Annotated in this window: 21 protein-coding genes and 1 pseudogene; 9 read left to right on the top strand and 13 right to left on the bottom strand. The window is 62.7% G+C overall.

Annotated elements, in window-relative coordinates; genetic code table 11:
• Window positions 1–193 precede the first annotated feature (193 nt).
• Both E7813_RS01570 and E7813_RS01565 read right to left on the bottom strand, forming a co-directional pair.
• Complete coding sequence (locus E7813_RS01570; RefSeq protein ID WP_291570183.1) at window positions 194–592, bottom strand: DUF2306 domain-containing protein; 399 nt, start codon at window positions 590–592, stop codon at window positions 194–196.
• Between the two features lie 118 nt (window positions 593–710).
• Window positions 711–1,202 (bottom strand): single-stranded DNA-binding protein, encoded by a 492-nt coding sequence (locus tag E7813_RS01565; protein ID WP_291570181.1) that lies wholly within the window; start codon window positions 1,200–1,202, stop codon window positions 711–713.
• Window positions 1,203–1,659: 457 nt separating this feature from the next.
• Between E7813_RS01565 and E7813_RS01560 the strand changes: the two genes are divergently transcribed.
• Both E7813_RS01560 and uvrA read left to right on the top strand, forming a co-directional pair.
• Window positions 1,660–2,433 (top strand): outer membrane beta-barrel protein, encoded by a 774-nt coding sequence (locus tag E7813_RS01560; RefSeq protein ID WP_291570179.1) that lies wholly within the window; start codon window positions 1,660–1,662, stop codon window positions 2,431–2,433.
• A 291-nt stretch (window positions 2,434–2,724) separates the two neighbouring features.
• Window positions 2,725–5,739, top strand: coding sequence for an excinuclease ABC subunit UvrA (uvrA, locus tag E7813_RS01555; protein ID WP_291570178.1), 3,015 nt, complete (start codon window positions 2,725–2,727; stop codon window positions 5,737–5,739).
• A gap of 18 nt (window positions 5,740–5,757) precedes the next feature.
• On the opposite strand, the pseudogene E7813_RS01550 reads toward uvrA, so the two are convergent.
• The 5 genes and pseudogenes from E7813_RS01550 to E7813_RS01530 all read right to left on the bottom strand — a co-directional run bounded on the left by E7813_RS01550 (window position 5,758) and on the right by E7813_RS01530 (window position 10,436).
• Window positions 5,758–6,524, bottom strand: a pseudogene (locus E7813_RS01550) (AAA family ATPase).
• Window positions 6,525–7,427: 903 nt separating this feature from the next.
• Window positions 7,428–8,300: a DUF296 domain-containing protein gene (locus E7813_RS01545; RefSeq protein ID WP_291570176.1), complete on the bottom strand. Its 873-nt coding sequence runs from the start codon at window positions 8,298–8,300 to the stop codon at window positions 7,428–7,430.
• On the bottom strand, window positions 8,300–9,937 hold the full coding sequence (locus E7813_RS01540) for an acyl-CoA synthetase (RefSeq protein WP_291570174.1): 1,638 nt from the start codon (window positions 9,935–9,937) through the stop codon (window positions 8,300–8,302). The genes E7813_RS01545 and E7813_RS01540 overlap by 1 nt, the downstream gene beginning before the upstream one ends.
• A gap of 4 nt (window positions 9,938–9,941) precedes the next feature.
• Complete coding sequence (locus E7813_RS01535) at window positions 9,942–10,142, bottom strand: hypothetical protein (protein WP_291570172.1); 201 nt, start codon at window positions 10,140–10,142, stop codon at window positions 9,942–9,944.
• Between the two features lie 165 nt (window positions 10,143–10,307).
• Window positions 10,308–10,436 carry a hypothetical protein gene (locus E7813_RS01530; protein ID WP_291570170.1) on the bottom strand — a complete coding sequence of 43 codons (129 nt, stop codon included), beginning with the start codon at window positions 10,434–10,436 and terminating at the stop codon, window positions 10,308–10,310.
• A gap of 92 nt (window positions 10,437–10,528) precedes the next feature.
• Between E7813_RS01530 and E7813_RS01525 the strand changes: the two genes are divergently transcribed.
• The 3 genes from E7813_RS01525 to E7813_RS01515 are packed head-to-tail and all read left to right on the top strand — an operon-like array spanning window position 10,529 to window position 11,614.
• The gene (locus tag E7813_RS01525) at window positions 10,529–11,065 is read left to right on the top strand and encodes a DUF3828 domain-containing protein (protein WP_291570168.1); all 537 of its coding nucleotides are present in this window, start codon (window positions 10,529–10,531) and stop codon (window positions 11,063–11,065) included.
• The gene (locus E7813_RS01520; RefSeq protein ID WP_291570166.1) at window positions 11,062–11,334 is read left to right on the top strand and encodes a GNAT family N-acetyltransferase; all 273 of its coding nucleotides are present in this window, start codon (window positions 11,062–11,064) and stop codon (window positions 11,332–11,334) included. The genes E7813_RS01525 and E7813_RS01520 overlap by 4 nt, the downstream gene beginning before the upstream one ends.
• 7 nt (window positions 11,335–11,341) lie before the next feature.
• Window positions 11,342–11,614: a GNAT family N-acetyltransferase gene (locus tag E7813_RS01515; protein ID WP_291570163.1), complete on the top strand. Its 273-nt coding sequence runs from the start codon at window positions 11,342–11,344 to the stop codon at window positions 11,612–11,614.
• Window positions 11,615–11,683: 69 nt separating this feature from the next.
• On the opposite strand, the gene E7813_RS01510 is transcribed toward E7813_RS01515, so the two are convergent.
• Window positions 11,684–12,073: a DUF3597 domain-containing protein gene (locus E7813_RS01510; RefSeq protein WP_291570161.1), complete on the bottom strand. Its 390-nt coding sequence runs from the start codon at window positions 12,071–12,073 to the stop codon at window positions 11,684–11,686.
• A 307-nt stretch (window positions 12,074–12,380) separates the two neighbouring features.
• Between E7813_RS01510 and E7813_RS01505 the strand changes: the two genes are divergently transcribed.
• The 4 genes from E7813_RS01505 to trmFO all read left to right on the top strand — a co-directional run bounded on the left by E7813_RS01505 (window position 12,381) and on the right by trmFO (window position 16,581).
• Window positions 12,381–13,289: a DUF2189 domain-containing protein gene (locus E7813_RS01505; RefSeq protein WP_291570159.1), complete on the top strand. Its 909-nt coding sequence runs from the start codon at window positions 12,381–12,383 to the stop codon at window positions 13,287–13,289.
• Between the two features lie 223 nt (window positions 13,290–13,512).
• Entirely contained in the window at window positions 13,513–14,334 is an 822-nt protein-coding gene (locus E7813_RS01500; protein ID WP_291570157.1) for a lytic murein transglycosylase, read from the top strand.
• Window positions 14,335–14,874: 540 nt separating this feature from the next.
• Window positions 14,875–15,027 (top strand): DUF1127 domain-containing protein, encoded by a 153-nt coding sequence (locus E7813_RS01495; RefSeq protein WP_291570155.1) that lies wholly within the window; start codon window positions 14,875–14,877, stop codon window positions 15,025–15,027.
• Between the two features lie 120 nt (window positions 15,028–15,147).
• Window positions 15,148–16,581 (top strand): methylenetetrahydrofolate--tRNA-(uracil(54)-C(5))-methyltransferase (FADH(2)-oxidizing) TrmFO, encoded by a 1,434-nt coding sequence (gene trmFO / locus E7813_RS01490; protein ID WP_291570154.1) that lies wholly within the window; start codon window positions 15,148–15,150, stop codon window positions 16,579–16,581.
• A gap of 30 nt (window positions 16,582–16,611) precedes the next feature.
• Here the strand turns inward: trmFO and E7813_RS01485 are convergent, their stop codons facing one another.
• The 5 genes from E7813_RS01485 to yajC form a co-directional block, all read right to left on the bottom strand.
• Complete coding sequence (locus E7813_RS01485) at window positions 16,612–17,475, bottom strand: phytoene/squalene synthase family protein (RefSeq protein ID WP_291570152.1); 864 nt, start codon at window positions 17,473–17,475, stop codon at window positions 16,612–16,614.
• Complete coding sequence (locus tag E7813_RS01480; protein WP_291570151.1) at window positions 17,472–17,855, bottom strand: Mth938-like domain-containing protein; 384 nt, start codon at window positions 17,853–17,855, stop codon at window positions 17,472–17,474. The genes E7813_RS01485 and E7813_RS01480 overlap by 4 nt, the downstream gene beginning before the upstream one ends.
• Before the next feature lie 2 nt (window positions 17,856–17,857).
• Window positions 17,858–18,859: a protein translocase subunit SecF gene (secF, locus tag E7813_RS01475; protein ID WP_291570149.1), complete on the bottom strand. Its 1,002-nt coding sequence runs from the start codon at window positions 18,857–18,859 to the stop codon at window positions 17,858–17,860.
• A 13-nt stretch (window positions 18,860–18,872) separates the two neighbouring features.
• On the bottom strand, window positions 18,873–20,474 hold the full coding sequence (secD, locus tag E7813_RS01470) for a protein translocase subunit SecD (RefSeq protein WP_291570147.1): 1,602 nt from the start codon (window positions 20,472–20,474) through the stop codon (window positions 18,873–18,875).
• Between the two features lie 44 nt (window positions 20,475–20,518).
• A partial coding sequence (gene yajC, locus E7813_RS01465) for a preprotein translocase subunit YajC (protein ID WP_291570145.1) occupies window positions 20,519–20,851 on the bottom strand: 333 nt, incomplete at its 5' end.

Below are 20,851 nucleotides of genomic sequence, written 5' to 3'. Positions count from 1 at the left end.
TGAGAATCATATAGCGCATCGGGCGCTCCGAAACCACCCTAAACGGGTTCCGGCAAGCGGTTTTTCCCTTCGTTTTTCCAGAGACTTACGTGGTCCGCGACACCCTTCGCGATAACCCCGAAAATGGCCGCTGGAACCTTGCCGAGGGAGTCCGAAAAAAAGCTTCCCGGAACCCCGCGTTTTCGCAAGCGCGCTAGTGACCGAAAACGACGGCGTGCATGATCCGTCCGGGAACCAGCGTGAACAGCCCGGCGACCACGAGGGCGCCGCTGAAGGTGAAGATCATGATGCGGCGATGACCCCTGACCTGATGATGGTGCGCCTTCCACACCCCGAGCGGAACTATCACCAGCGTAAAGATCGACAGCAGATGGATCGGGCTCCATGGACCGACCAGCCGGATCTGGTGGATCCAGAATGAACTCAAGGCCACCGTCATCATCAGGCACACCCAGATCCAGCCGAGGGTGCGATGGGACAAGGTTCCCTTGGGCGCCGCAAGCTGGACTACGCCCAGCACGAAGGCGGTCATGGCGGCGAAGGCGTGCAGCGGAATGGCGGGAGCCGCATTGAGCAGCGGTGCAAAGCTCATGACGCAACGCTCATGACACGAGGCTCATGACGCAGGACTCATGATGCGTGCCCCCGAATTGCGAAGCGATCCCCCGGGAGAGGACGTCGCAGGAACCGCGCCGGATGCTCTGCCCGGCCTAAAACGGAATATCGTCGTCCATGTCGCTGTTGCGGGCGCCGGCCGCCACCGCGCGGCGTGGCGCGGCGCCGGAGGGACCGCCGGAGCCGAAATCGCCGCCGGAATCGTCGGCGCCGAGATTACCGGCGCTACCGCCGCCGCGGCCATCGAGCATGGTCAGCGTCGAGTTGAACCCCTGCAGCACCACCTCGGTCGAGTATTTCTCGACGCCGGACTGGTCGGTCCATTTGCGGGTCTGCAGCGCGCCTTCGATATAAACCTTGGCGCCCTTCTTGAGATATTGCTCGACGATCTTGCAGAGCGGTTCGGAGAAAATCACCACGCGATGCCACTCGGTCTTCTCCTTGCGCTCGCCGGTCGCCTTGTCGCGCCAGGTATCGGAAGTCGCGATACTCAGATGGGCGATCGGCCGCCCGTCCTGCGTCCGCCGGATCTCAGGATCCTTGCCGAGATTTCCAACCAGAATGACCTTGTTTACACTTCCCGCCATCGCCGCTCTCCACTCCGGATATTTTTACGCCGCTCGCCTTCCCAACTCCCTCAAGGAATTGAAAAGCCGCAAGCCAAAACCTGCCCGCTCGACCCTAGCCTTTCGCCGGCTCCGTGAAGCCGGCGAAAGGCGGTTATCCACACGGGATGAGCCCAAGTATGTTCCAGTTTTGTTCTTTTTGGAAGCACTAAAGCCGCACCGGGCGAGAAGGGAAAGCCCTTGGTCCCCCAACAGGTTGATTTCGGGGCCAGCGGACCGCCCAGCACGCTTCCAAAACTTCGTGACAAATCATTAGCTTCGCTGGGATCACTCAGCCTGCGAGTGTTGCATTTCAGAGACTCCAATTTTCCCCGATCAAGTTATGATACCGGCCGAATTGGACCGTTGGGGCGGTCCGGCAACGCTTCCGAACCAAAACGAAGCGAATAAGAACCAGCGGGCGTTGGAAAGATCATCGATGAAAAAGTTTTTGCGCGGTGCGTTTGGTCTGCTTGCGCTGGGCATGGCGGCTCCGGCTGTCGCAGCCGACTTTCCGGTGGCCTACAGCCGCGAGCCGGTGATGATCCCCGCCTGGTACGATTGGAGCGGCCTCTATCTCGGTCTCAACGGCGGCTGGGCATCGAGCCGCAATTGCTGGAACGACCTGAGCCTGACCATCGGTGGCCCATCCACTGGCACCGAGGGTTGCAACAACGCGAAAGGCGCTCTCGGCGGCGGCCAGTTAGGTTTTCGCTGGCAACCCAATTCCTCGTGGGTATTCGGGGTCGAATTTCAGGGCGACTGGGCTGATTTAATCGGCTCCAACCTCAGCCAGAACCCCGCCGAGCCGGGACTTATCAACCGCTCGCGCGTGGGCGCATTTGGCTTTTTCACTGGCCAGATCGGCTACACGATCGACACCGTCCTGCTTTACGCAAAGGGCGGTGGCGCGCTGGCCTTGGACAGGTACAACGGCACCCTCGTGGGTAGCCCCCCGATTTCTTTTGATTCGATTCCCGGGCAGGTCCGTTATGGTGCCGTGGCCGGCGCCGGCCTCGAATTCGCATTTGCGCCCAATTGGTCGCTCGCGTTCGAATACGATCATGCTTTCCTCGGCACCCGCACCGAGGATTTTTACTCGACCCTCGTGGCGGGGGTGTTCACTCGTGAAGACCACATCCGCCAGGACATGGATATCTTCACCCTGCGTCTGAACTACCGCATCAACGGTCCGGTGATCGCAAAGTACTGACGGTCGTGACTGAAGCGTTCTGAAAAGCAAAAAGGCCGGCCCCGCGCCGGCCCTTTTGCTGGCGCTGCAACGGCGCTACTGCCTGCTGCTGCCACCCTGCGCCTCAAAACCTGTTGCGACCCAACAAACCGTTGATGGCTGGCACGGGACACTGGAAATCGAGCCCCGTTCTTCCTATGTTCCGAGTTCACCCTTGGCGTCCGATCCGGATTTTCCGGAAGATGCGCGCCCGAAATAAGTGCGCGCAGGAACACCTCGAAACTGCGGCCCGCAGGCCTGGAATTTCTGAGCATGGATGAGATTATCAAGGCCAAGCGACAACTGAACGCCGGTTCGGCCATGCGCGCCATCACCATTCGCGGCGCGCGCGAGCACAATCTGAAAAACATCGACGTCGAGATTCCGCGCGACAAGCTGGTGGTCTTTACCGGCCTGTCCGGTTCGGGAAAATCGTCGCTCGCCTTCGACACCATCTATGCCGAGGGCCAGCGCCGTTACGTCGAGTCGCTGTCGGCCTATGCGCGCCAGTTCCTGGAGATGATGCAGAAGCCGGATGTCGACCAGATCGACGGCCTGTCGCCGGCGATTTCGATCGAGCAGAAGACCACCTCGAAGAATCCGCGCTCGACGGTCGGCACCGTGACCGAGATCTACGACTACATGCGGCTGTTGTGGGCGCGGGTCGGCGTGCCCTATTCACCCGCCACGGGATTGCCGATCGAGAGCCAGATCGTCTCGCAGATGGTCGACCGCGTGCTGGCGCTGCCGGAGGGCACGCGGCTCTATCTGCTGGCGCCGGTGGTGCGCGGACGCAAGGGCGAGTACCGCAAGGAAATGGCCGAATACCTCAAGAAGGGATTCCAGCGGGTCAAGATCGACGGCACCTTCCATGAGCTCGCCGAAGCACCGGTGCTCGACAAAAAATTCCCGCACGACATCGACGTGGTGGTCGACCGCATCGTGGTGCGGCCCGACATCGGCCAGCGGCTGGCGGAATCTTTCGAGACCGCGCTGAAGCTCGCCGAAGGCCTGGCGGTGATCGAATATGCCGATGCGCCTGCCGCTACCCCCCTCCCCAACCCTCCCCTACAAGGGGGGAGGGAGCCGACCGAGATCGCCGCAAAAAAGGTCGCCAGGATCCACGACAAGAGCGGGCCCGAGCGCATCCTGTTCTCGGAGAAATTCGCCTGCCCGGTTTCCGGATTCACGATTCCGGAAATCGAGCCCCGGCTGTTTTCGTTCAACAATCCCTACGGCGCCTGTCCGGCCTGCGGCGGGCTCGGGGTCGAGCAGCATATCGACGAAGAACTGGTGATTCCCGACAAGGAGCTGAGCTTGCGCAAGGGCGCGATCGCGCCGTGGGCGAAATCCTCGTCGCCCTATTACATCCAGACGCTGACGGCGCTCGGCAAGTTCTACAAGTTCACGCTCGACACCAAGTGGAAGGACCTGCCGAAGAAGACGAAAGACGCCATCCTGCACGGCTCCGGCGAGGACGAGATCAAGTTCTCCTATGAAGACGGCGTGCGCTCCTACGACACCAAGAAACCGTTCGAGGGCGTCATCACCAATCTCGACCGCCGCTTCCGCGAGACCGAAAGCGAATGGGCGCGCGAAGAGCTGGCGAAGTATTTCTCGGACATTCCCTGCGCCGCCTGCAACGGCTACCGGCTCAAGCCGGAGGCGCTGTCCGTCAAGATCGGCGGCAAGCATATCGGCGAAATCTCGGAGCTTTCTGTGCGCCGCGCCGGCGAATGGTTCGAGACCGTGCCGAAGGCGCTCAACGCCCAGCAGAACGAGATCGCGGTTCGCGTGCTGAAGGAAATCCGCGAGCGGCTGTCGTTCCTGATCGACGTCGGCCTCAATTACCTGACCTTGGCGCGCGCCTCCGGCACGCTGTCCGGCGGCGAGAGCCAGCGCATTCGCCTCGCCTCGCAGATCGGCTCGGGGCTGACAGGCGTGCTCTACGTGCTGGACGAGCCCTCGATCGGCCTGCACCAGCGCGACAATGCGCGGCTGTTGGAGACGCTGAAGCGGCTGCGCGACCTCGGCAACACGGTGATCGTGGTCGAGCACGACGAGGACGCGATCCGCGTCGCCGACCACGTGCTCGATATCGGCCCCGGCGCCGGCATGCATGGCGGCCATATCGTGGCGCAGGGCACGCCCGCCGACATCATGAACAATCCGAAATCGCTGACCGGAAAGTACCTGACCGGCGAATTGTCGGTGGCGATCCCCGAGCGCCGGCCGCCGAACCATCGCCGCACCATCAAGGTGATCAATGCCCGCGGCAACAACCTGAAGAATATCTCGGCGGAGATTCCGCTGGGGCTGTTCACCTGTGTCACCGGCGTTTCCGGCGGCGGCAAGTCGACGCTCCTGATCGATACGCTCTACAAGGCGATCGCGCGCAAGCTCAACAATGCCAGCGAGGGCGCCGCGCCGCACGACCGCATCGAGGGCCTCGAGCATATCGACAAGATCATCGACATCGACCAGTCGCCGATCGGCCGCACCCCGCGCTCGAACCCTGCGACCTATACCGGCGCGTTCACGCCGATCCGCGAATGGTTTGCAGGCCTGCCCGAAGCCAAGGCGCGCGGCTACGAGCCGGGGCGTTTCTCCTTCAACGTCAAGGGCGGCCGCTGCGAGGCCTGCCAGGGCGACGGCGTCATCAAGATCGAGATGCACTTTTTGCCCGACGTCTACGTCACCTGCGACGTCTGCAAGGGCAAGCGCTACAACCGCGAGACGCTGGAGGTGTTGTTCAAGGGCAAGTCGATCTCCGACGTGCTGGACATGACGGTCGAGGAAGCCGCCGAGTTCTTCAAGGCGGTGCCGCGGGTGCGCGAGACTTTTAAAACGCTGCACCGCGTCGGCCTGGATTACATTCACGTCGGCCAGCAGGCGACTACTCTGTCGGGCGGCGAAGCCCAGCGCGTCAAACTGGCAAAGGAACTGAGCAAACGCGCCACCGGCCGCACGCTCTACATCCTGGACGAGCCGACGACGGGTCTGCATTTCCACGACGTGAAGAAGCTTTTGGAAGTACTGCACGAGCTGGTCTCGCAGGGCAACACGGTGGTGGTGATCGAGCACAATCTCGAAGTCATCAAGACCGCCGACTGGGTGATCGACCTCGGTCCCGAAGGCGGCGACGGCGGCGGCGAAATCGTCGCCTGGGGTCCGCCCGAGGACATCGTCAAGGCGCCGCGGAGCTATACCGGCAAGTTCCTGGCGCCGGTGCTGGCAAAGGGCGACGGCGGGAAGCGGAAGCGGCGCACGGACGAGGCGGCGGAGTAAGATACTTTTGCGGCTTGCTCACTCCTCCATCACCGCTTCGACAAACCTCGCGGGATCATCGTAGAACTCGCGCATGACCTTGTAGTGGTCGGTCTCCTCCACGGTCACCGGGTCCAGCCCGTATTTCGAAAGCCGCAGCAGCCGCGCGCCGGGATAGGCCATCAGCATCGGCGAATGGGTGGCCATGATGACCTGGCAATGGCCGCTGTCCTCTATCCGGCGCATCAGTTTCAAGAATTCCATCTGGCGCGCCGGCGACAGCGCCGATTCCGGCTCGTCGAAGATGTAGATGCCTTGCTTGCGGCAGCGCTCCTCGAAGAAGCGCAAAAAGCCTTCGCCGTGCGAATGCGAAAGGAAGTCCGGCGGGGGCGGACCGGGCGTCCCGATAGCGGCTTCATCCAGATATCTCGCCACCGAGAAAAAACTCTCGGCGCGGAAAACCAGCCGTTGGTGATCTTGGGCAGCCAGCTTGCGCGCAGCGCGTTCGACAGTTCGCCGCCCATCTTCTCCAGCGCCTGGGAGTGATCGACCGGCCTGTAGCCCTTGCCGCCGCCGGCTTCGTCATAACCGGCGAGCACGGCGATCCCTTCCAGGAAAGTGGACTTTCCGGTGCCGTTCTCACCGACGATGATGGTGATCGGGCGATCGAAACTCTGTTCGAACTCGTCGCGCAGGAACGGCAGGCAGAACGGATAGGCCTCGCGATCGGCGATGCGTGAGGGATCAAGCCAGATGCGCCGCAGATACGGCGCCGGCATGTTGATGGTTCGTTTGGGTTTTGCCATGCGCCCCTGCCCGCGGAACAACGTTGCGTCGCCTGTGTATATTAGGGTTCTGCAATCGTGGATAGTAAGCTTGCCGCTCAACATTCACGTGCGCCAATTGCGCTGATTGGAGGTACGACCACGCTTCCAGCAGTCGCAAAACCACCCGATGGGCAAATCACTGAAAACCTGTCAAGTCCCTCCTGCAAAAATATTCTGCTTTTCCGAAACAACAAATCAGTTCATATCCATTCCCATCCCGTCCCACTAAAAAGGGGCGTTTCGCGATCGTCACGGACGTTGGCGGCGGGATGCGGTGGACGCGAATGCGGCGCGCTGACGAGGTGCTGCTCTTGCGGACGGCGAAGTCGTGTGGTCCTGACACCCCGACGCTGGTGTCAAGCTTTGGCGGAGTTATCCGCGAAGGCGACGGTGGCAAACAAGCCCGGTCACCGGGGAGAGCACGAAGGAAACCGTAAAACCATTCGCGTGCGGGAATGCCGGGTGATCCCGGTGGACCTGTGGTGACTTTGCTGGCGTGGCATTTTTTTCGGCCCGCCGGGCTGCGGGTGCATCGTGCGCCCGGCATTCCCCACGCCCTCTTGGGCGGAAACGATAGGCACGACCCGGGCGAAAACGCGCCGCGGGATCGTGGAGATGTGTGTTCTTCCTCGCTGTTTGAAGATCGAAATCTACGCACGCACGAACGCGCGTTACCTCTCCCCTTGTGGGAGAGGTCGGATCGACTCGACAACGTCGAGACGATCCGGGTGAGGGGTTACGCTCTATCGATAGACCTGAACCCCTCACCCCAACCCTCTAAGAGCGAGCTTTGCTCGTCTCGGCCCACAAGGGGAGAGGGAGCGCACCATCGTCGCTGCCAAACTTGTGCGTCGCCTGCGAACGAACTCAGGAACGACGTTGCTACCTCGTCCCCTCGCCCAGCACCTCCAGCACCAGCTCCATCGTCATCAGCACCGGATTGTCGCCGCGCATCAGGCGGCCCTCGGCGAGGCCGCCGAGATAGTCGACCAGCGCGACATCGAGCTCGGCTTCCAGCGTGCCGGCCGATCCGGGCGAGATCACGCCGGAGAGCACGGCGAGTTCGGTTGCGAACGGCACCACGCTGCGGCCATCGGTGAAGCGGGCGCCGATGGTGCTGCCGACGCCGCCGTGGAGCCGGGCGCGGAAAATCCCGCGCTGCCGGCAGAACGCTTCCAAGGAGCCTGCGAAATCCTGGTTCGGCCGCAGCCGCAGCGCGAAAGCGCGGCCGGTTGTTTTCGCATCGGACGTCGCAGCAGGAACGGGACCGAACAGTTTGAAATTGGTCTCGGGGTCGGGTTCCGCGGTGAACATCGCGCCGTCGATGCCGAAGGCTTCGACCTCGAAAGGCTCGGCGACCTCGGTTTCCTCAGGAAGAATATGGCCGCCATTGATGCGACCGTCGGCTTCGGTCCACAGCGCGTGGCAATGAAAGAACGGCGCGCCGTCGCGCGAGCCCAGCGTCATCGCGCCGCGCTTGAGCCGGGTGATGCCGGCGGGACGGAAAGTGTCGCTGTAGAAGGCGGCGTTCTCGCCGGTCTTCGACAGCGCCGGCATCACATAGGCGAAGGGACCAAGCGCGCCACTCGTCATGCGCAGCGCGCCGCCGGCAAACCCTTGCGCGGCAAAGACACGGCGCGCGGCTTGCAGCAGCGGCAGGCCGGCTTGCAGTGTAAAGGAGAACGCCCGCCCGCGCGCTTCCACCCACTGGATACGCTCCGGCACGGGCGGACCGGGCTGGCTGACGCTTCGCATCAATCGGCCGGCTTCGCAGGCACGTCGAGCAGGCCGCGCGCTTCGAGTTCGTCACGCACCAGCCGCTTCGGGACCTTGCCGTAGCCGGACTTCGGCAGCGCTTCCCAGAAGAAAAACCGCTTCGGCATTTTGTAGCGCGGCACTTTTGGCGCCAGGAACGTCGCCAGCTCCAGCTCGCTCACCTCGCCGGCGCCCTCGCGCGCCACGCAGACGGCGACGCCGACCTCGCCCCAGACCGGATCGGGCACGCCGAGCACCGCGACTTCGCCGATCGAAGGATGGGTGAGGATCTTCTCCTCGACCTCGCGCGGATAGATGTTGGAGCCCCCGGAGATGTACATGTCCGACGCGCGTCCGGTGATATAGACGAAGCCTTCCTCGTCCATGTGGCCGAGATCGCCGGTGCGGAACCAGCCGTCGCGAAAGGCTTTGGCGTTGGCCTCGGGGTTGTCGTAGTAGCCGGCGAAGACCGCCGGGCCGATCACGCAGATCTCGCCGGTCTCGAGGGCTTTGAGTTCGCGGCCGTCATCGCCCTGGATCGAGACCTGCATGCCGGTGCGCGCGAAACCGCAAGTGCCGATGCGCGCATGGGGGCCGTCCTCAGGTTCGTGCAGGGACGGCGGCAGCACGGTGATATTGCCGGTGACCTCGCCGAGGCCGAAATACTGCACCAGCACCTTGCCCAGTTTCTTCAGCGCCGCCTTCTGGTCCTCGCGGTACATCGGCGCGCCGGCATAGATGATGTAGCGCAGCGACGAATGGTCGAAGCGGTCGATGGCGGGATGCTCGACCATCATTTTCAGGATGGTGGGCACGGTGAAGATGTTGGTGACGCGATGCTTCTCGATCAGGCGGAACGCTTCGCCGATGTCGAAACGCTCGGAAGGCAAAAGGATGGTCGGCACCGCGCGCGCGGCCTGCACGAGCTGGTGGACGCCGGCGCCGTGCGACAGCGGCGCCACCACCAGCGACGCGTCGTCCTCGGTGGTGCCGGGCATGAGATCGGCAAGATGATTGGTCACCACAAAGGCCATCTGGCCGTGGGTCAAGACCGCGGCCTTGGAGCGCCCGGTGGTGCCGGAGGTGAAGAAGAACCAACAGGGATCGTCATAGTCGACCCTCGCTTCCGGGATCGCGGCGCCGGCATGCGCGGCGATTGCCTCGCTCAGCGATTGCTCGCCGAGACCGCCCTCGCCGATCCGCCAGATGAAGGCAAGCGCCGGGCTCGCCGCCTTCACGGCTGCGGCATGATCGGGAAAATCGCCGTGACACAGAAACGCCTTGGCGCCCGACGAGGTCGCCAGATACGCCACCTCGTCCGGCATCAGCCGGAAATTGGTCGGCACCCAGACCGCGCCGAGCCGAAAGGTCGCGAACATCGACCAGAACATCTCGTCGCAATTCTTGGAATGCACAAGGACGCGGTCGCCCTTGGCGATGCCGCGCGCGGCCAGTGCCGCCGCCAACGCCGAGACCAGAGCGTCGATCTGCCGCCAGGTCCAGGAGCGATCGCCCCAGATGAAGCCGATGCGTTCGCCATGCCGGTGGGCGTTTTGGGTGACGAGATGCGCGAGATTCATCACCCGGCGCGACATCGGCGTCACGCCACCCGACGGCACGGCCGCTGTGGCGGTCATCCCCTCACCTTCTTTTCATCCAGACCCCCGCGGCGATCAGCACGATCCCGATCACGCCGGCCACGATGCCATGCTTGGCGTGCACGCGCGTCACGCCCGCCTCGTGTCCGGGGAAGAAGGACGGCAGTTGGTCCGCCGGCACCAGGAAATAGACGGCGGCAACGATCAGCAGGACGACGCCAAGCAAGGTGACAATGAGTTTCATGGATGGATCCTCCCAAAACGACGGCAATCGGCGGGCCAGACTTCACGCACCGGCCCTTCCGCGAAAATTGAACCAGATTCAGGAGCGCTTGTTAATGGGCCAGGGCGATCATCCCGTCCTTGCCGGGCGCTAGGCCGGGCATGTTGAACGAGATAGGAAGCGGCATTATCGCACCCCGGTGCCGCCACAGCGCTGGCATTTGACGACCTTGTCGCCCTTTTTCAGCAGGCCCTTGCCCTCACAATTCTTGCACTTCTGCTTTTTCTTGATGTTGGGGCCTTTTTCGTTGGCCATGCTATTCTCCGCCGCTGATTTCGCACGCGATCATGATCGAAGGGCGCGTTCCGGTCCATAACACTGACGTGACTGATTTGAGGACGACCGCCATGTTCACCCGCCGCGCGCTGATTCTGACCGGCGCGGCCGGCCTGTTGGCCGGCGCATCGCGCCGGGCCTTCGCAGCACCGCCTTCCCCGAACGATCCGGTCGCGATCGTCAACGCGATCTACACCCGCGCCGCCAGGGGCAAAGGCGACGGCGGTGGCGGCTTCATCATCGAAAACAACGCGGCGAAGGCGAAATACCTCTCCAAATCGCTGGTCAGATTATGGGCGGATGCCGACGCCCACACGCCGAAAGGCGACATCGGTCCGATCGATTTCGATCCCGTCACCAATTCGCAGGAGCCGGATGTGAAATCGTTCAAGCTGGTCACCGAGAAACTCGACGCCGACCGGGCCGTTATCGCGGTCACCATCGCGGGTCACCGCGCGCCGCCTGCAAAGCCGGAAGACCAGGTGATCCGCTATAACTTCGTGCGCGATGACGGGCAATGGAAGATCGACGACATCAGCGGTGCCGTCGACGGCGAACCCTGGTCGATTCGCGATATGCTCAAGGAATCCTTGAAAGAAGTGACATGAGCGACATCGTCAACAACAGGGCAAAACACCGCTACGAACTCGCCGTCGATGGCCATATCGCCGCGACCTATTACGAGATCGCCGATGGCGTCATCACCTTCGTCCATACTGAGGTGCCGCCGGAACTCGGCGGCAAGGGCATCGGATCGAAGCTGATCAAGGGCGCGCTCGATCAGGTGCGGGCCGAGCGGCTGAAGGTGATTGCGCAGTGCCCGTTCGTGAAGGCCTTCATCGGAAAGAACCCCGCCTATCAGGATTTGCTGCAGTGAGATTTATATGAATCGCGTCCGCGACAACAAAGAGCTTAGCCGCTTCGAACTCGACGTCGAGGGCACGGTGGCATTCGCCAACTACCGGCTGACGCCATCAACCGTGATCATCACCCATACCGAGACCCCGCGCGCGCTGCGCGGCCGCGGTATCGCCTCGGAACTGGTCAAGGGCGCGCTGGAACTGATCCGCGCCGACGGGTTGAAGGTCGTCGCCGGCTGCGGCTTCGTGGTGGATTATCTCGGCAAGCATCAGGAGTTTGCGGACCTGGAGGCATGACCATCGTCTTCACGCCAACGAAAAAGGCCCGCGCGAACGCGGGCCTTGATGCTCGTTTGCAGCGGAAAATCAGTGCTTGATGTCGGCCGGCAGCTTGCCGCCGTTGGCGGCCAGCTTTGCCATCACCTGCTTGTGCAGCCAGATATTCATGCTGGCGGAATCATTGCTGTCGCCGGTGTAGCCGAGTTCAGTGGCCAGTTCCTTGCGCGCGGCAAAGCTGGAGTCGATGTCGAGTGCCTTCATCAGATCGACGATTGAGGTGCGCCACGCCAGTTTTTCGCCCTTGGCGGCGACCGCCTTGTCCAGGATGGCGGCGACGTCGACCGACCCGGCCGGCGCAGCCGGCGATCCGGCGGCAGGGGCCGAGGATCCCGCGCTCGGGGCCGCACCACCGCCTGCCGGCGCCGCGGCGGCCTTGCTGCCGAAGATCGCGCTCATGATTTTTCCAAAAATGCTCATGGTGAAACTCCCGATAACCCTGATGATTGCGTGAAGATTTTGTGCGGCGCTGTTTCGATCGAACGGCAGCACCGAGCCGTCAATTGGAGTTTAGCCCACCTCTGTGACGCTTGCCAATGCGGCAATTCACCGAACCGTGAGCAACGGCAACGGCCGATTGGGCGTAGCATGTTGATTCAGTTCGCGACACGGCCGGTTCTGGTTTCCTGTTTTCGCGTCTGGCCTGATCGTGATCGTTTTGCAAAGCAGCCGTTTTTCGCCTCCACCGGCGCGAAATCAGGCTGCAATGTCAAGGGAGACAACGACCATGGCCATTCCAGGCAATGTCACGCCGATGATTCGCGCAACGCAAGATACCGCGGCTGCACCCATCATCCGGACCATCGGCCTGTCCGATCTGCATCGGGCGCTGCGGCTCGGCTGGGAGGATTTCAAGGCGGTGCCGAGCCACGCCATTATTCTCTGCGTCATCTATCCCGTTCTTGGCCTGGTACTGGCGCGCACGGTATTGGGCTATTCGGTGCTGCCGCTGCTGTTTCCTTTGGCGGCGGGTTTTGCCCTGCTCGGCCCGTTCGCCGCATTGGGTCTTTATGAACTCAGCCGTCGCCGCGAGCGAGGAGAGCCGGCCACCGCGTCGGATGCGCTGGACGTGCTGCGCTCGCCATCGTTCGGCGCCATGCTCGGGCTCGGCACGCTGCTGCTGGCTTTGTTCGTGACCTGGGTGGCGACCGCGCAAGCGATTTATGTCGCCACGTTCGGTTACGAAGCGGCGGCGGGAATTCCCGACTTCGCCGCGCGCGTTTTGACGACACCTCAGGGATGGTGGCTGATCGTCGTGGGTTGCGGCGTCGGCTTCCTTTTTGCCGTGGTCGCGCTGTGCATCAGCGTGGTCTCGTTCCCGTTGATGCTCGACCGTCATGCCGGCGCCGGCGACGCCATGGTGACGTCGCTGCGTGCGGTGGCACGAAACCCCATACCGATGGCGGTATGGGGATTGATCGTCGCGGTGCTGCTGGTGCTGGGATCGCTGCCGTTCTTTCTTGGCCTGGCGGTCGTCGTCCCCTTGCTCGGCCACGCCACCTGGCATCTTTACCGAGAGGTGATCGCGCCCGACCCCAATCCGCGACCCGAGCCGCCCCGCCCTCAGCGGGAACGGCGCTTCGCGGCTGATTTTCCCGCCGCCCTGTTTTCATGGCGGCGCAAGGACGACGCGTAGCCCCCGGCATTCACGCCATGATATCCGGCCGCCGGTTGACGTTGACCGGCGGTTTGGCATGCAGGTGAGAGCGCCCACGAATTAGGCGCCTCCGAAGACGGCGACCCGTTCGCGGCATCCTTCCGCCGTGAGAGCCTTGTTTTAGCCGCGGTTCCCCCGAACATTTCATGCTACTGGCTCCCCGCGCTTCACGGCGACACGATTTTTGGAGCGTACGTTCCTGATGACCTTTCCTTTCAGCGCCTCTTTCAGAATCCTGGCGGTGAGCGTTGTCCTTTTGACGCCGGCGGCCGCGACGCTTGCAGCTTCCTGCGGGACCGGCAGCTTCGAGGCGTGGCTGGCCGATTTCAAGGCTGAAGCTGCCGCCAAGGGAATCGCCCCATCCGCCATCGCATCGGGGCTGAACGGCGTGACGCTTGATCGGGCGATACTCGGCAGGGATCATTCGCAGCAGGTCTTCAGCCAAACTTTCGAGGAGTTTTCAGGGCGCATGGTGCCTCCCCGCCTCGCCCGCGGCGCCAACATGTTGAAGCAATATGGTTCGGTGCTGGGTCGCATCGAGAAGAGTTACGGCGTGCCCGGCGAGATTCTGGTCGCGATCTGGGGACTGGAGACCGACTTCGGCGCCAATACCGGAAAATTTCCGACCATGAGATCGCTGGCGACACTGGCTTACGATTGCCGGCGATCGGAGATGTTCCGCGCCGAGTTGATGGACGCGCTGCGCCTCATCGAGCGTGGCGATGTTTCACCCCAGGAAATGCGCGGCGCCTGGGCCGGCGAAATCGGCCAGACCCAGTTCATGCCGTCGTCCTACATCAAATTCGCAGTCGATTTCGACGAAAACGGCCGCCGCGATCTCTTGCACAGCGCACCCGATGTGCTGGCATCGACGGCCAATTTTCTCGCCAGTTACGACTGGCAGCGCGGCAAGGACTGGGAGCCCGGCAGCGCGAATTTCGGCGTGCTCCAGCAATGGAACAAGAGCGAGGTTTATGCCAGGACGATTGGCTATTTCGCGACCCAACTCGCGCACGCGCCTTGAGTATTTCCCGGTAATTTTTACGGCGCGCTCATCGCCACCGAAAGGGTCGATCGCAGCGCAATCGGCCCTTCGCGAGGCTTACTTCATCATGCCCGCATGCATGGCCTTGCTGAGATGCGTCCCCCGGATGGCTTATAAAGTGAACCTAAGTTCTTTCCTTATATGAAGAGCATGCGAATCACGCATGCAAACTGGCTATGGCCGTCGCTTCCACTGCTCAGAAGTCGCGGACTTTCGGCCAGATTTCCCTTGATTTGAGCTTCAAACCGACCACATCAAGCTTTCCGAGCCTTGTGCCGATACGGCGGTAATATCGTGACTTTGTTGGCTATTAAGCGCGATCTCGCTGAAAATCTCGGCTTCCTGTCGCGCGATTGAGCAGATATGCCGACCGGTTAATCATTTCTTGCGTTTGCCATGCATTTTACACCTAGCTGCACCGCAACATCGGAACTCCCAGAGCAGGTTAATCTGCTCTATATCTACCTCAACGATGAGGCTTTCCTCCAAGAGCTGAATCGCAATGCAAGGAGACTACCCATGTTGCTCTCGCTCATCCGCATGATCCAGGCGTTCCGGGACTATCAGCGCAATGTCAGCGAACTGTCCCAGCTTAGCGATCGCGAACTGGCCGATATTGGCCTTGATCGCTCGGACATTCCGCGCGTAGCTTCAGGTTCCTATACCGGCTAATGCCACCTGGCCCACTATCGATACGGATAACGCCCCCCTCACGGCGGGCGTTGTCGTATCCGACCCACACGCGCCTCAAACCCGATTCCACTGCACCGGAAAACGCGCTACCCCTTTGCCATGATCGGCACCAAGCCCTCTCCTGAACCCGTCCATGTCATCGGCGCCGGACTCGCCGGCTCGGAAGCGGCCTGGCAGATCGCTAAATCAGGCGTCCCCGTTGTCCTGCACGAGATGCGTCCCGGCCGGATGACAGAGGCCCATCGCACCGACGGCCTTGCCGAACTCGTGTGCTCCAATTCCTTCCGATCCGATGACGCCGCCAACAACGCCGTCGGATTGCTGCACGCCGAAATGCGCCGGCTGGGTTCGCTGATCATGCGCGCCGCCGACGCCAACCAGGTTCCCGCCGGCGGCGCCTTGGCGGTCGACCGCGACGGATTTTCCGCCGCCGTCAGCAAAGCCCTGCACGATCATTCCCTGATCGAGATTCGGCGCGCCGAAATTGACGGTCTGCCGCCCGCGGACTGGCGCAACGTCATCGTCGCTACCGGGCCGTTGACCTCGGCGCCGCTGGCGGACGCGATCCGCGAACTCACCGACGAAAAGGCGCTGGCGTTCTTCGACGCGATTGCCCCGATCGTGCACCGGGAGTCGATCGATATGTCGGCGGCGTGGTTTCAGTCGCGCTACGACAAGATGGGTCCCGGCGGCACCGGTGCCGATTATATCAATTGTCCCATGACCAAAGAGCAATACGACAGCTTCGTCGAGGCGCTGATTGCCGGCGAGAAGACCGACTTCAAGGAATGGGAGACCAATACGCCCTACTTCGATGGCTGCCTGCCGATCGAGGTAATGGCTGAACGCGGCCGCGAAACGCTGCGTCATGGGCCGATGAAGCCGGTCGGACTGACCAATCCACACAATCCGACGGTGAAAGCCTACGCCATCGTGCAACTGCGCCAGGACAACCGGCTCGGCACGCTCTACAACATGGTCGGTTTCCAGACCAAACTGAAGCATGGCGCGCAGCAGCGCGTGTTCCGCACCATCCCCGGGCTCGAGAAGGCCGAATTCGCCCGGCTCGGAGGCCTGCACCGCAATACTTTCCTCAATTCGCCAAAGCTGCTGGATGCGCGGTTACGACTGCGGACACAGCCGCGACTGCGTTTCGCCGGCCAGATGACGGGCTGCGAAGGCTACGTGGAATCCGCCAGCATCGGTTTGATTGCCGGCCTCTATGCCGCAGCCGATGCACGTTTGCAGGCGCTGGCGGCGCCGCCGGCCACCACGGCGCTGGGATCCCTGCTCGGCCACATCACCGGCGGCCACATCGAGATCATCGAGCCGGGCGCGCGCTCGTTCCAGCCGATGAACATCAATTTCGGGCTGTTCCCGCCGCTCGCGACCGCGCCCAGCAGAAACCCCGACGGCACACGGCTGCGCGGCAACGAAAAGACCATAGCGAAGAAACAGGCGATCAGCGCCCGCGCGCTGGCGGATCTCGACCGCTGGATCGCTGACAGCCTGCACGTCGCCGCGGCAGCGTGAGATATCGTGCGTCCGGTTCTGCCGGAGCCTTTATGTTCGAAAGAGCCGCGACCGCGATGCCCGCCACAGCGTCCACAACGTCCGCAACCTCGATGTATTCCGCGGCACGAAGGGATCGTTGTCCGCGCGCGACATTCGCACCTGATCGCGGGCAACCAGCGCCAGCGGCAGGAATACCGGCCTCACCTCCGGCGGCATATTCGCCAGCAGCGCAAGGGCGGTCTTCAGATGTTCCCGGGCTTCACCGATCAACTGATCCAGCGCCGCGCGCAGTTTGGGGGTCTGTTTGCCCGCGAACATTTCCTCAATATTGCTGCCATGGCTCTCCAGCATTTGCAGCGGCACGAACAACTGACGCCGCGAGGCATCCCGCGGCAACGCCGCTATCACCTGCGTCATGCCTTGCGCCAATCCGGCGTGGCGCGCGAGGTGTTCGATCGCATCGGACCGGCCGCCCGCGATTCCGGCGCCGAGTGAAAGCAACGCCGACGATGTATCGTTGATGTAGCCCTCGAGCGCAGCCAGGGTCGGCATCGGATCGTTGTAGAGATCGAACTGATGCTCGTCGATCAGGCGCGACAGCCGTTCCACCGGCAGATGCCAGTTCCGGATCGCGAGCAGCAGTTCGGCCGCCACCGGATTGCCCTCGACGCCGCCATGACCTGCGCTTGCAAGCAGGTCGGTCCACCATTGCAGACGGATTTCGCCGGGAAGCGGCTGACTGACCTGCTCACGGACGCGGGAAATCTCGACGTTGAAGGCATAGACCGCCAGCAGTGCGCGGCGCGGCGCATCCGGTACGAACAGCGTGGACGCATAGCGGGCAAAATCGTGGGCACGCACCAGTTCGGCGCAGAAGCCGGCGGCGTCCCTGGTCGAATCCGGGCCCTTCATGGCACCGCGACCAGCGCCGCGGCCACGCGACGCCGCTCGCCGATCATGATGTTGTAGGTGCGGATCGCAGGCCCGGTCTGCATCGCGTCCAGCACCACCTTCACCGCTCGCAACGCCTCGCGAAGCTCGGCTGGCGGCAGCCAGACATTCGTTCCGGTGCCGACGATCAACGTATCGATGCCGTTGGCGGCGGCGAATACCCGGGCAAGCGAGGCTCTGTCGATGTCTTCCGGTCTTGTGACCGGCCACGCCCAGATCGCATCCGGCAAGCACAGCAGGGAGCCGCGATGCGACATCCCGCCAAACGCAAATCCGCCATTGCCGTAGGCATCGATCGGCGCCGATCTCGGAAGATGCGGAGCATCCGAGGGGGCCCGCATCGTCACTTTTTCTGGGGCGGTTCCGGCGCGTCCCTGTGGGTGCCGACGCCGAGGTAGATCAGAATCGGGGCCGCAATGAAGATCGAGGTGTAGGTGCCGACCAGCACCACGCCGAACATCATCACGGCCGTGAAGCTGTGGATGGCGTTGCCGCCAAACAGCAACAGCGCCAGCAGCGCCAGCGTCACCGTGACGTGGGTGATGATCGATCGGGACAGCGTCGAATTGATGGACTCGTTGAGCAATTCCGGCATCGGCATTTTCTTGTAACGCCGCAGCATTTCCCTGATGCGGTCATAGATCACCACGGTGTCGTTCAGCGAATAGCCGAGGATGGTCAACAGCGCCGCGATGCTGGTGAGATCGAAATCGACCTGGCTGATCGACATGAAACCGATGGTCAGCACGATGTCGTGGACGTTGGCGATCATGGCGCCGAGCGCGAACTGCCATTCGAACCGGAACCAGAGATAGATCAGGATCGAGAAGATCGCGAGCATCAGGCCGAGCATGCCGTAGGCCAGCAGCTCGCTGGAAACGCGCGGCCCCACCACTTCGACCCGGCGATAGTCGACGGCATCGCCGAGCGCGCCGCGAACCTTCTGCACCGCCTCCTGCTGCGCCGCGTCGCCGCCGGGCTGCTCGGCCACGCGGATCAACACTTCGTCGGGGCCCCCGAACTGCTGCAACTGCACGTCGCCAAGACCGAGGCCCGACAAGGTCGCCCGCATCGAGGGGATATCGGCGGTACCGGATTTCGCCCGCACTTCCAGCAGCGTGCCGCCCCTGAAGTCGATGCCGAAATTCAGCCCGTGGGTGAAGAACAGCGTGATCGCGAGGATCGACAGCAATGCCGAAATCGGAAAGCTGATGCGGCGAAAGCGCGTGAAGTCGAACCTGGTGTTGTCGGGCACGATGCGCAGCGACGGCAACAGGCCGAAACAACTGACGACCGTCAGCACCGCGATCAGGACGGCCAGTCCGATGAGAACCAAATGTGTCACAGCCGGCTCCGCATTAAATCGGCACGCTTTGCGGCCGCTTCCACCGCACCCAGCCCGCGACGATCAGGCGGGTGAGCGTAAAGGCGGTGAAAACCGTGGTGATGATGCCGATACCGAGCGTGACGGCGAAGCCGCGCACCGGCCCGGTGCCGATGTAGAACAGCACGGCGGCGGCGATGAAGGTGGTGATGTTGGAATCCAGAATCGTCGACAGCGCACGCTTGAAGCCGGCGTCGATCGCGGAAATCGCATTGCGGCCGCCGCGAATCTCCTCGCGGATGCGCTCATAGATCAGCACGTTGGAATCGACCGCGATTCCGACCGTCAGCACGATGCCGGCGATACCGGGCAGCGTCAGCGTGGCATTCAAGAGCGACAGTACCCCGAAGATCATCGCGACGTTGATGGCGACCGCGATGTTGGCGAACACGCCGAACAGCCGGTAGGTCACCAGCATGAACACGATGACCATGATCGAGCCGACGTAGGCGGCGAGTTCGCCCTTTTCGATCGAATCCTGGCCGAGCCCCGGTCCGACGGTGCGCTCCTCGATGATGGTCAGCGGCGCCGGCAGCGCGCCGGCACGCAGCAGGATTGCCAGATCGTTGGCCTGTTGCACGGTAAAGTTGCCGGAAATCTGGCCCGCCCCTTGCCTGATCGGTTCGCGGATGACGGGCGCTGAGATCACCTCATTGTCGAGCACGATCGCGAAGGGCTGCCCGACATTCTCCTCGGTTGCCTGTGCAAATTTGCGCGAGCCCGTCGTATTGAAGCGGAAGCTGACGATCGGCTCACCCGAGCGCTGGTCGAAGCCGGGCTGGGCGTCGGTCAGGTCGGCGCCGGAGACCAGAACCTGCTTCTTGATGACGTAGGGTATCTTCGGCGTTGTCGAACTCATCAGCACTTCGGAATCAGGCGGCACCCTGCCCTGAACGGCCTGGTCCGGCGGCACGGTCGAATCAACCATGCGGAATTCCATTTTCGCGGTCTTGCCCAGAATGGTCTTGAGCTGGGTCGGATCCTGCAAGCCGGGCACCTGCACCAGAATGCGATCGATGCCCTGCCGCTGAATCAGCGGTTCCACCGTGCCGAGTTCGTTGACGCGGCGCTCGACGATCTGAATCGATTGCTCGATGGTCTGGCGAATGCGCTCGGTAATGGCCGCCTGCGGCACCGTCAGACGGATCACCCCGCCGCCGGCATCGCTGACTTCAAGGCTGCGCTGGCCGCTGGAACCGAGCAGACCGCCCAGCGGCTGCGACAACTCGCGCAGCTTGGCCAGGGCATTTTGCAGATCGGTATCCTTGGTAATGTGGACTTCGACGCCCTCGTTGCGCACGCTGAGGCCGTTATACCCGATCCTGGCTTCGCGCAGGGCGCTGCGCACCTGGTCGCGCACCTGGTCGAGCTTGTCTTTCTTGACGTAGTTGGAGTCGACCTCGAGCAGCAGGTAAGAGCCGCCCTGCAGGTCGAGACCGAGCACCAGATGCCGCTGCGCCCACAGCGGCCAGGTCTTCACCCTGGCTTCGGGGAAGAAATTCGGCACGGCGCAAAGGCACACCACCAGCGCCGTCAGGATGATCGCCAGCGCCTTCCACCGCGTGAAATACAACATCGAGATGACCCGTCAGATTCTTGAAAAATGCGGCGCGCGAAAAGCTAGCTCGACGGCGTGTCGTCCTTGACGACCTCGACTTTTTCCTTGGCCGGCTCGCCCTTGGCGCGCACACCCGAAATCATCTGCCGCATCTGGCGCACGCGGACCCCGTCGGAGATTTCGAATTCGATCTGGTCATCATCGACCACTTTCGTCACCTTGCCAACCAGGCCGCCGGTCGTCACCACGGTGTCGCCGCGGCGGATGTTCTTCACGAGTTCGGCGTGGTCCTTCACCTTCTTCTGCTGCGGCCGCAGAATCAGGAAATACATGATCACGAAGATCAGCGCGAACGGCAGCAGCGACATCAACATGCTGTTGGTATCGCCGCCGGC

The sequence above is a fragment of the Bradyrhizobium sp. genome (assembly GCF_004799405.1).
Lineage (GTDB): Bacteria > Pseudomonadota > Alphaproteobacteria > Rhizobiales > Xanthobacteraceae > Bradyrhizobium.
Note: the sequence above shows the minus strand (reverse complement) of the source record. Positions and strands in the feature narration are given on the sequence as shown.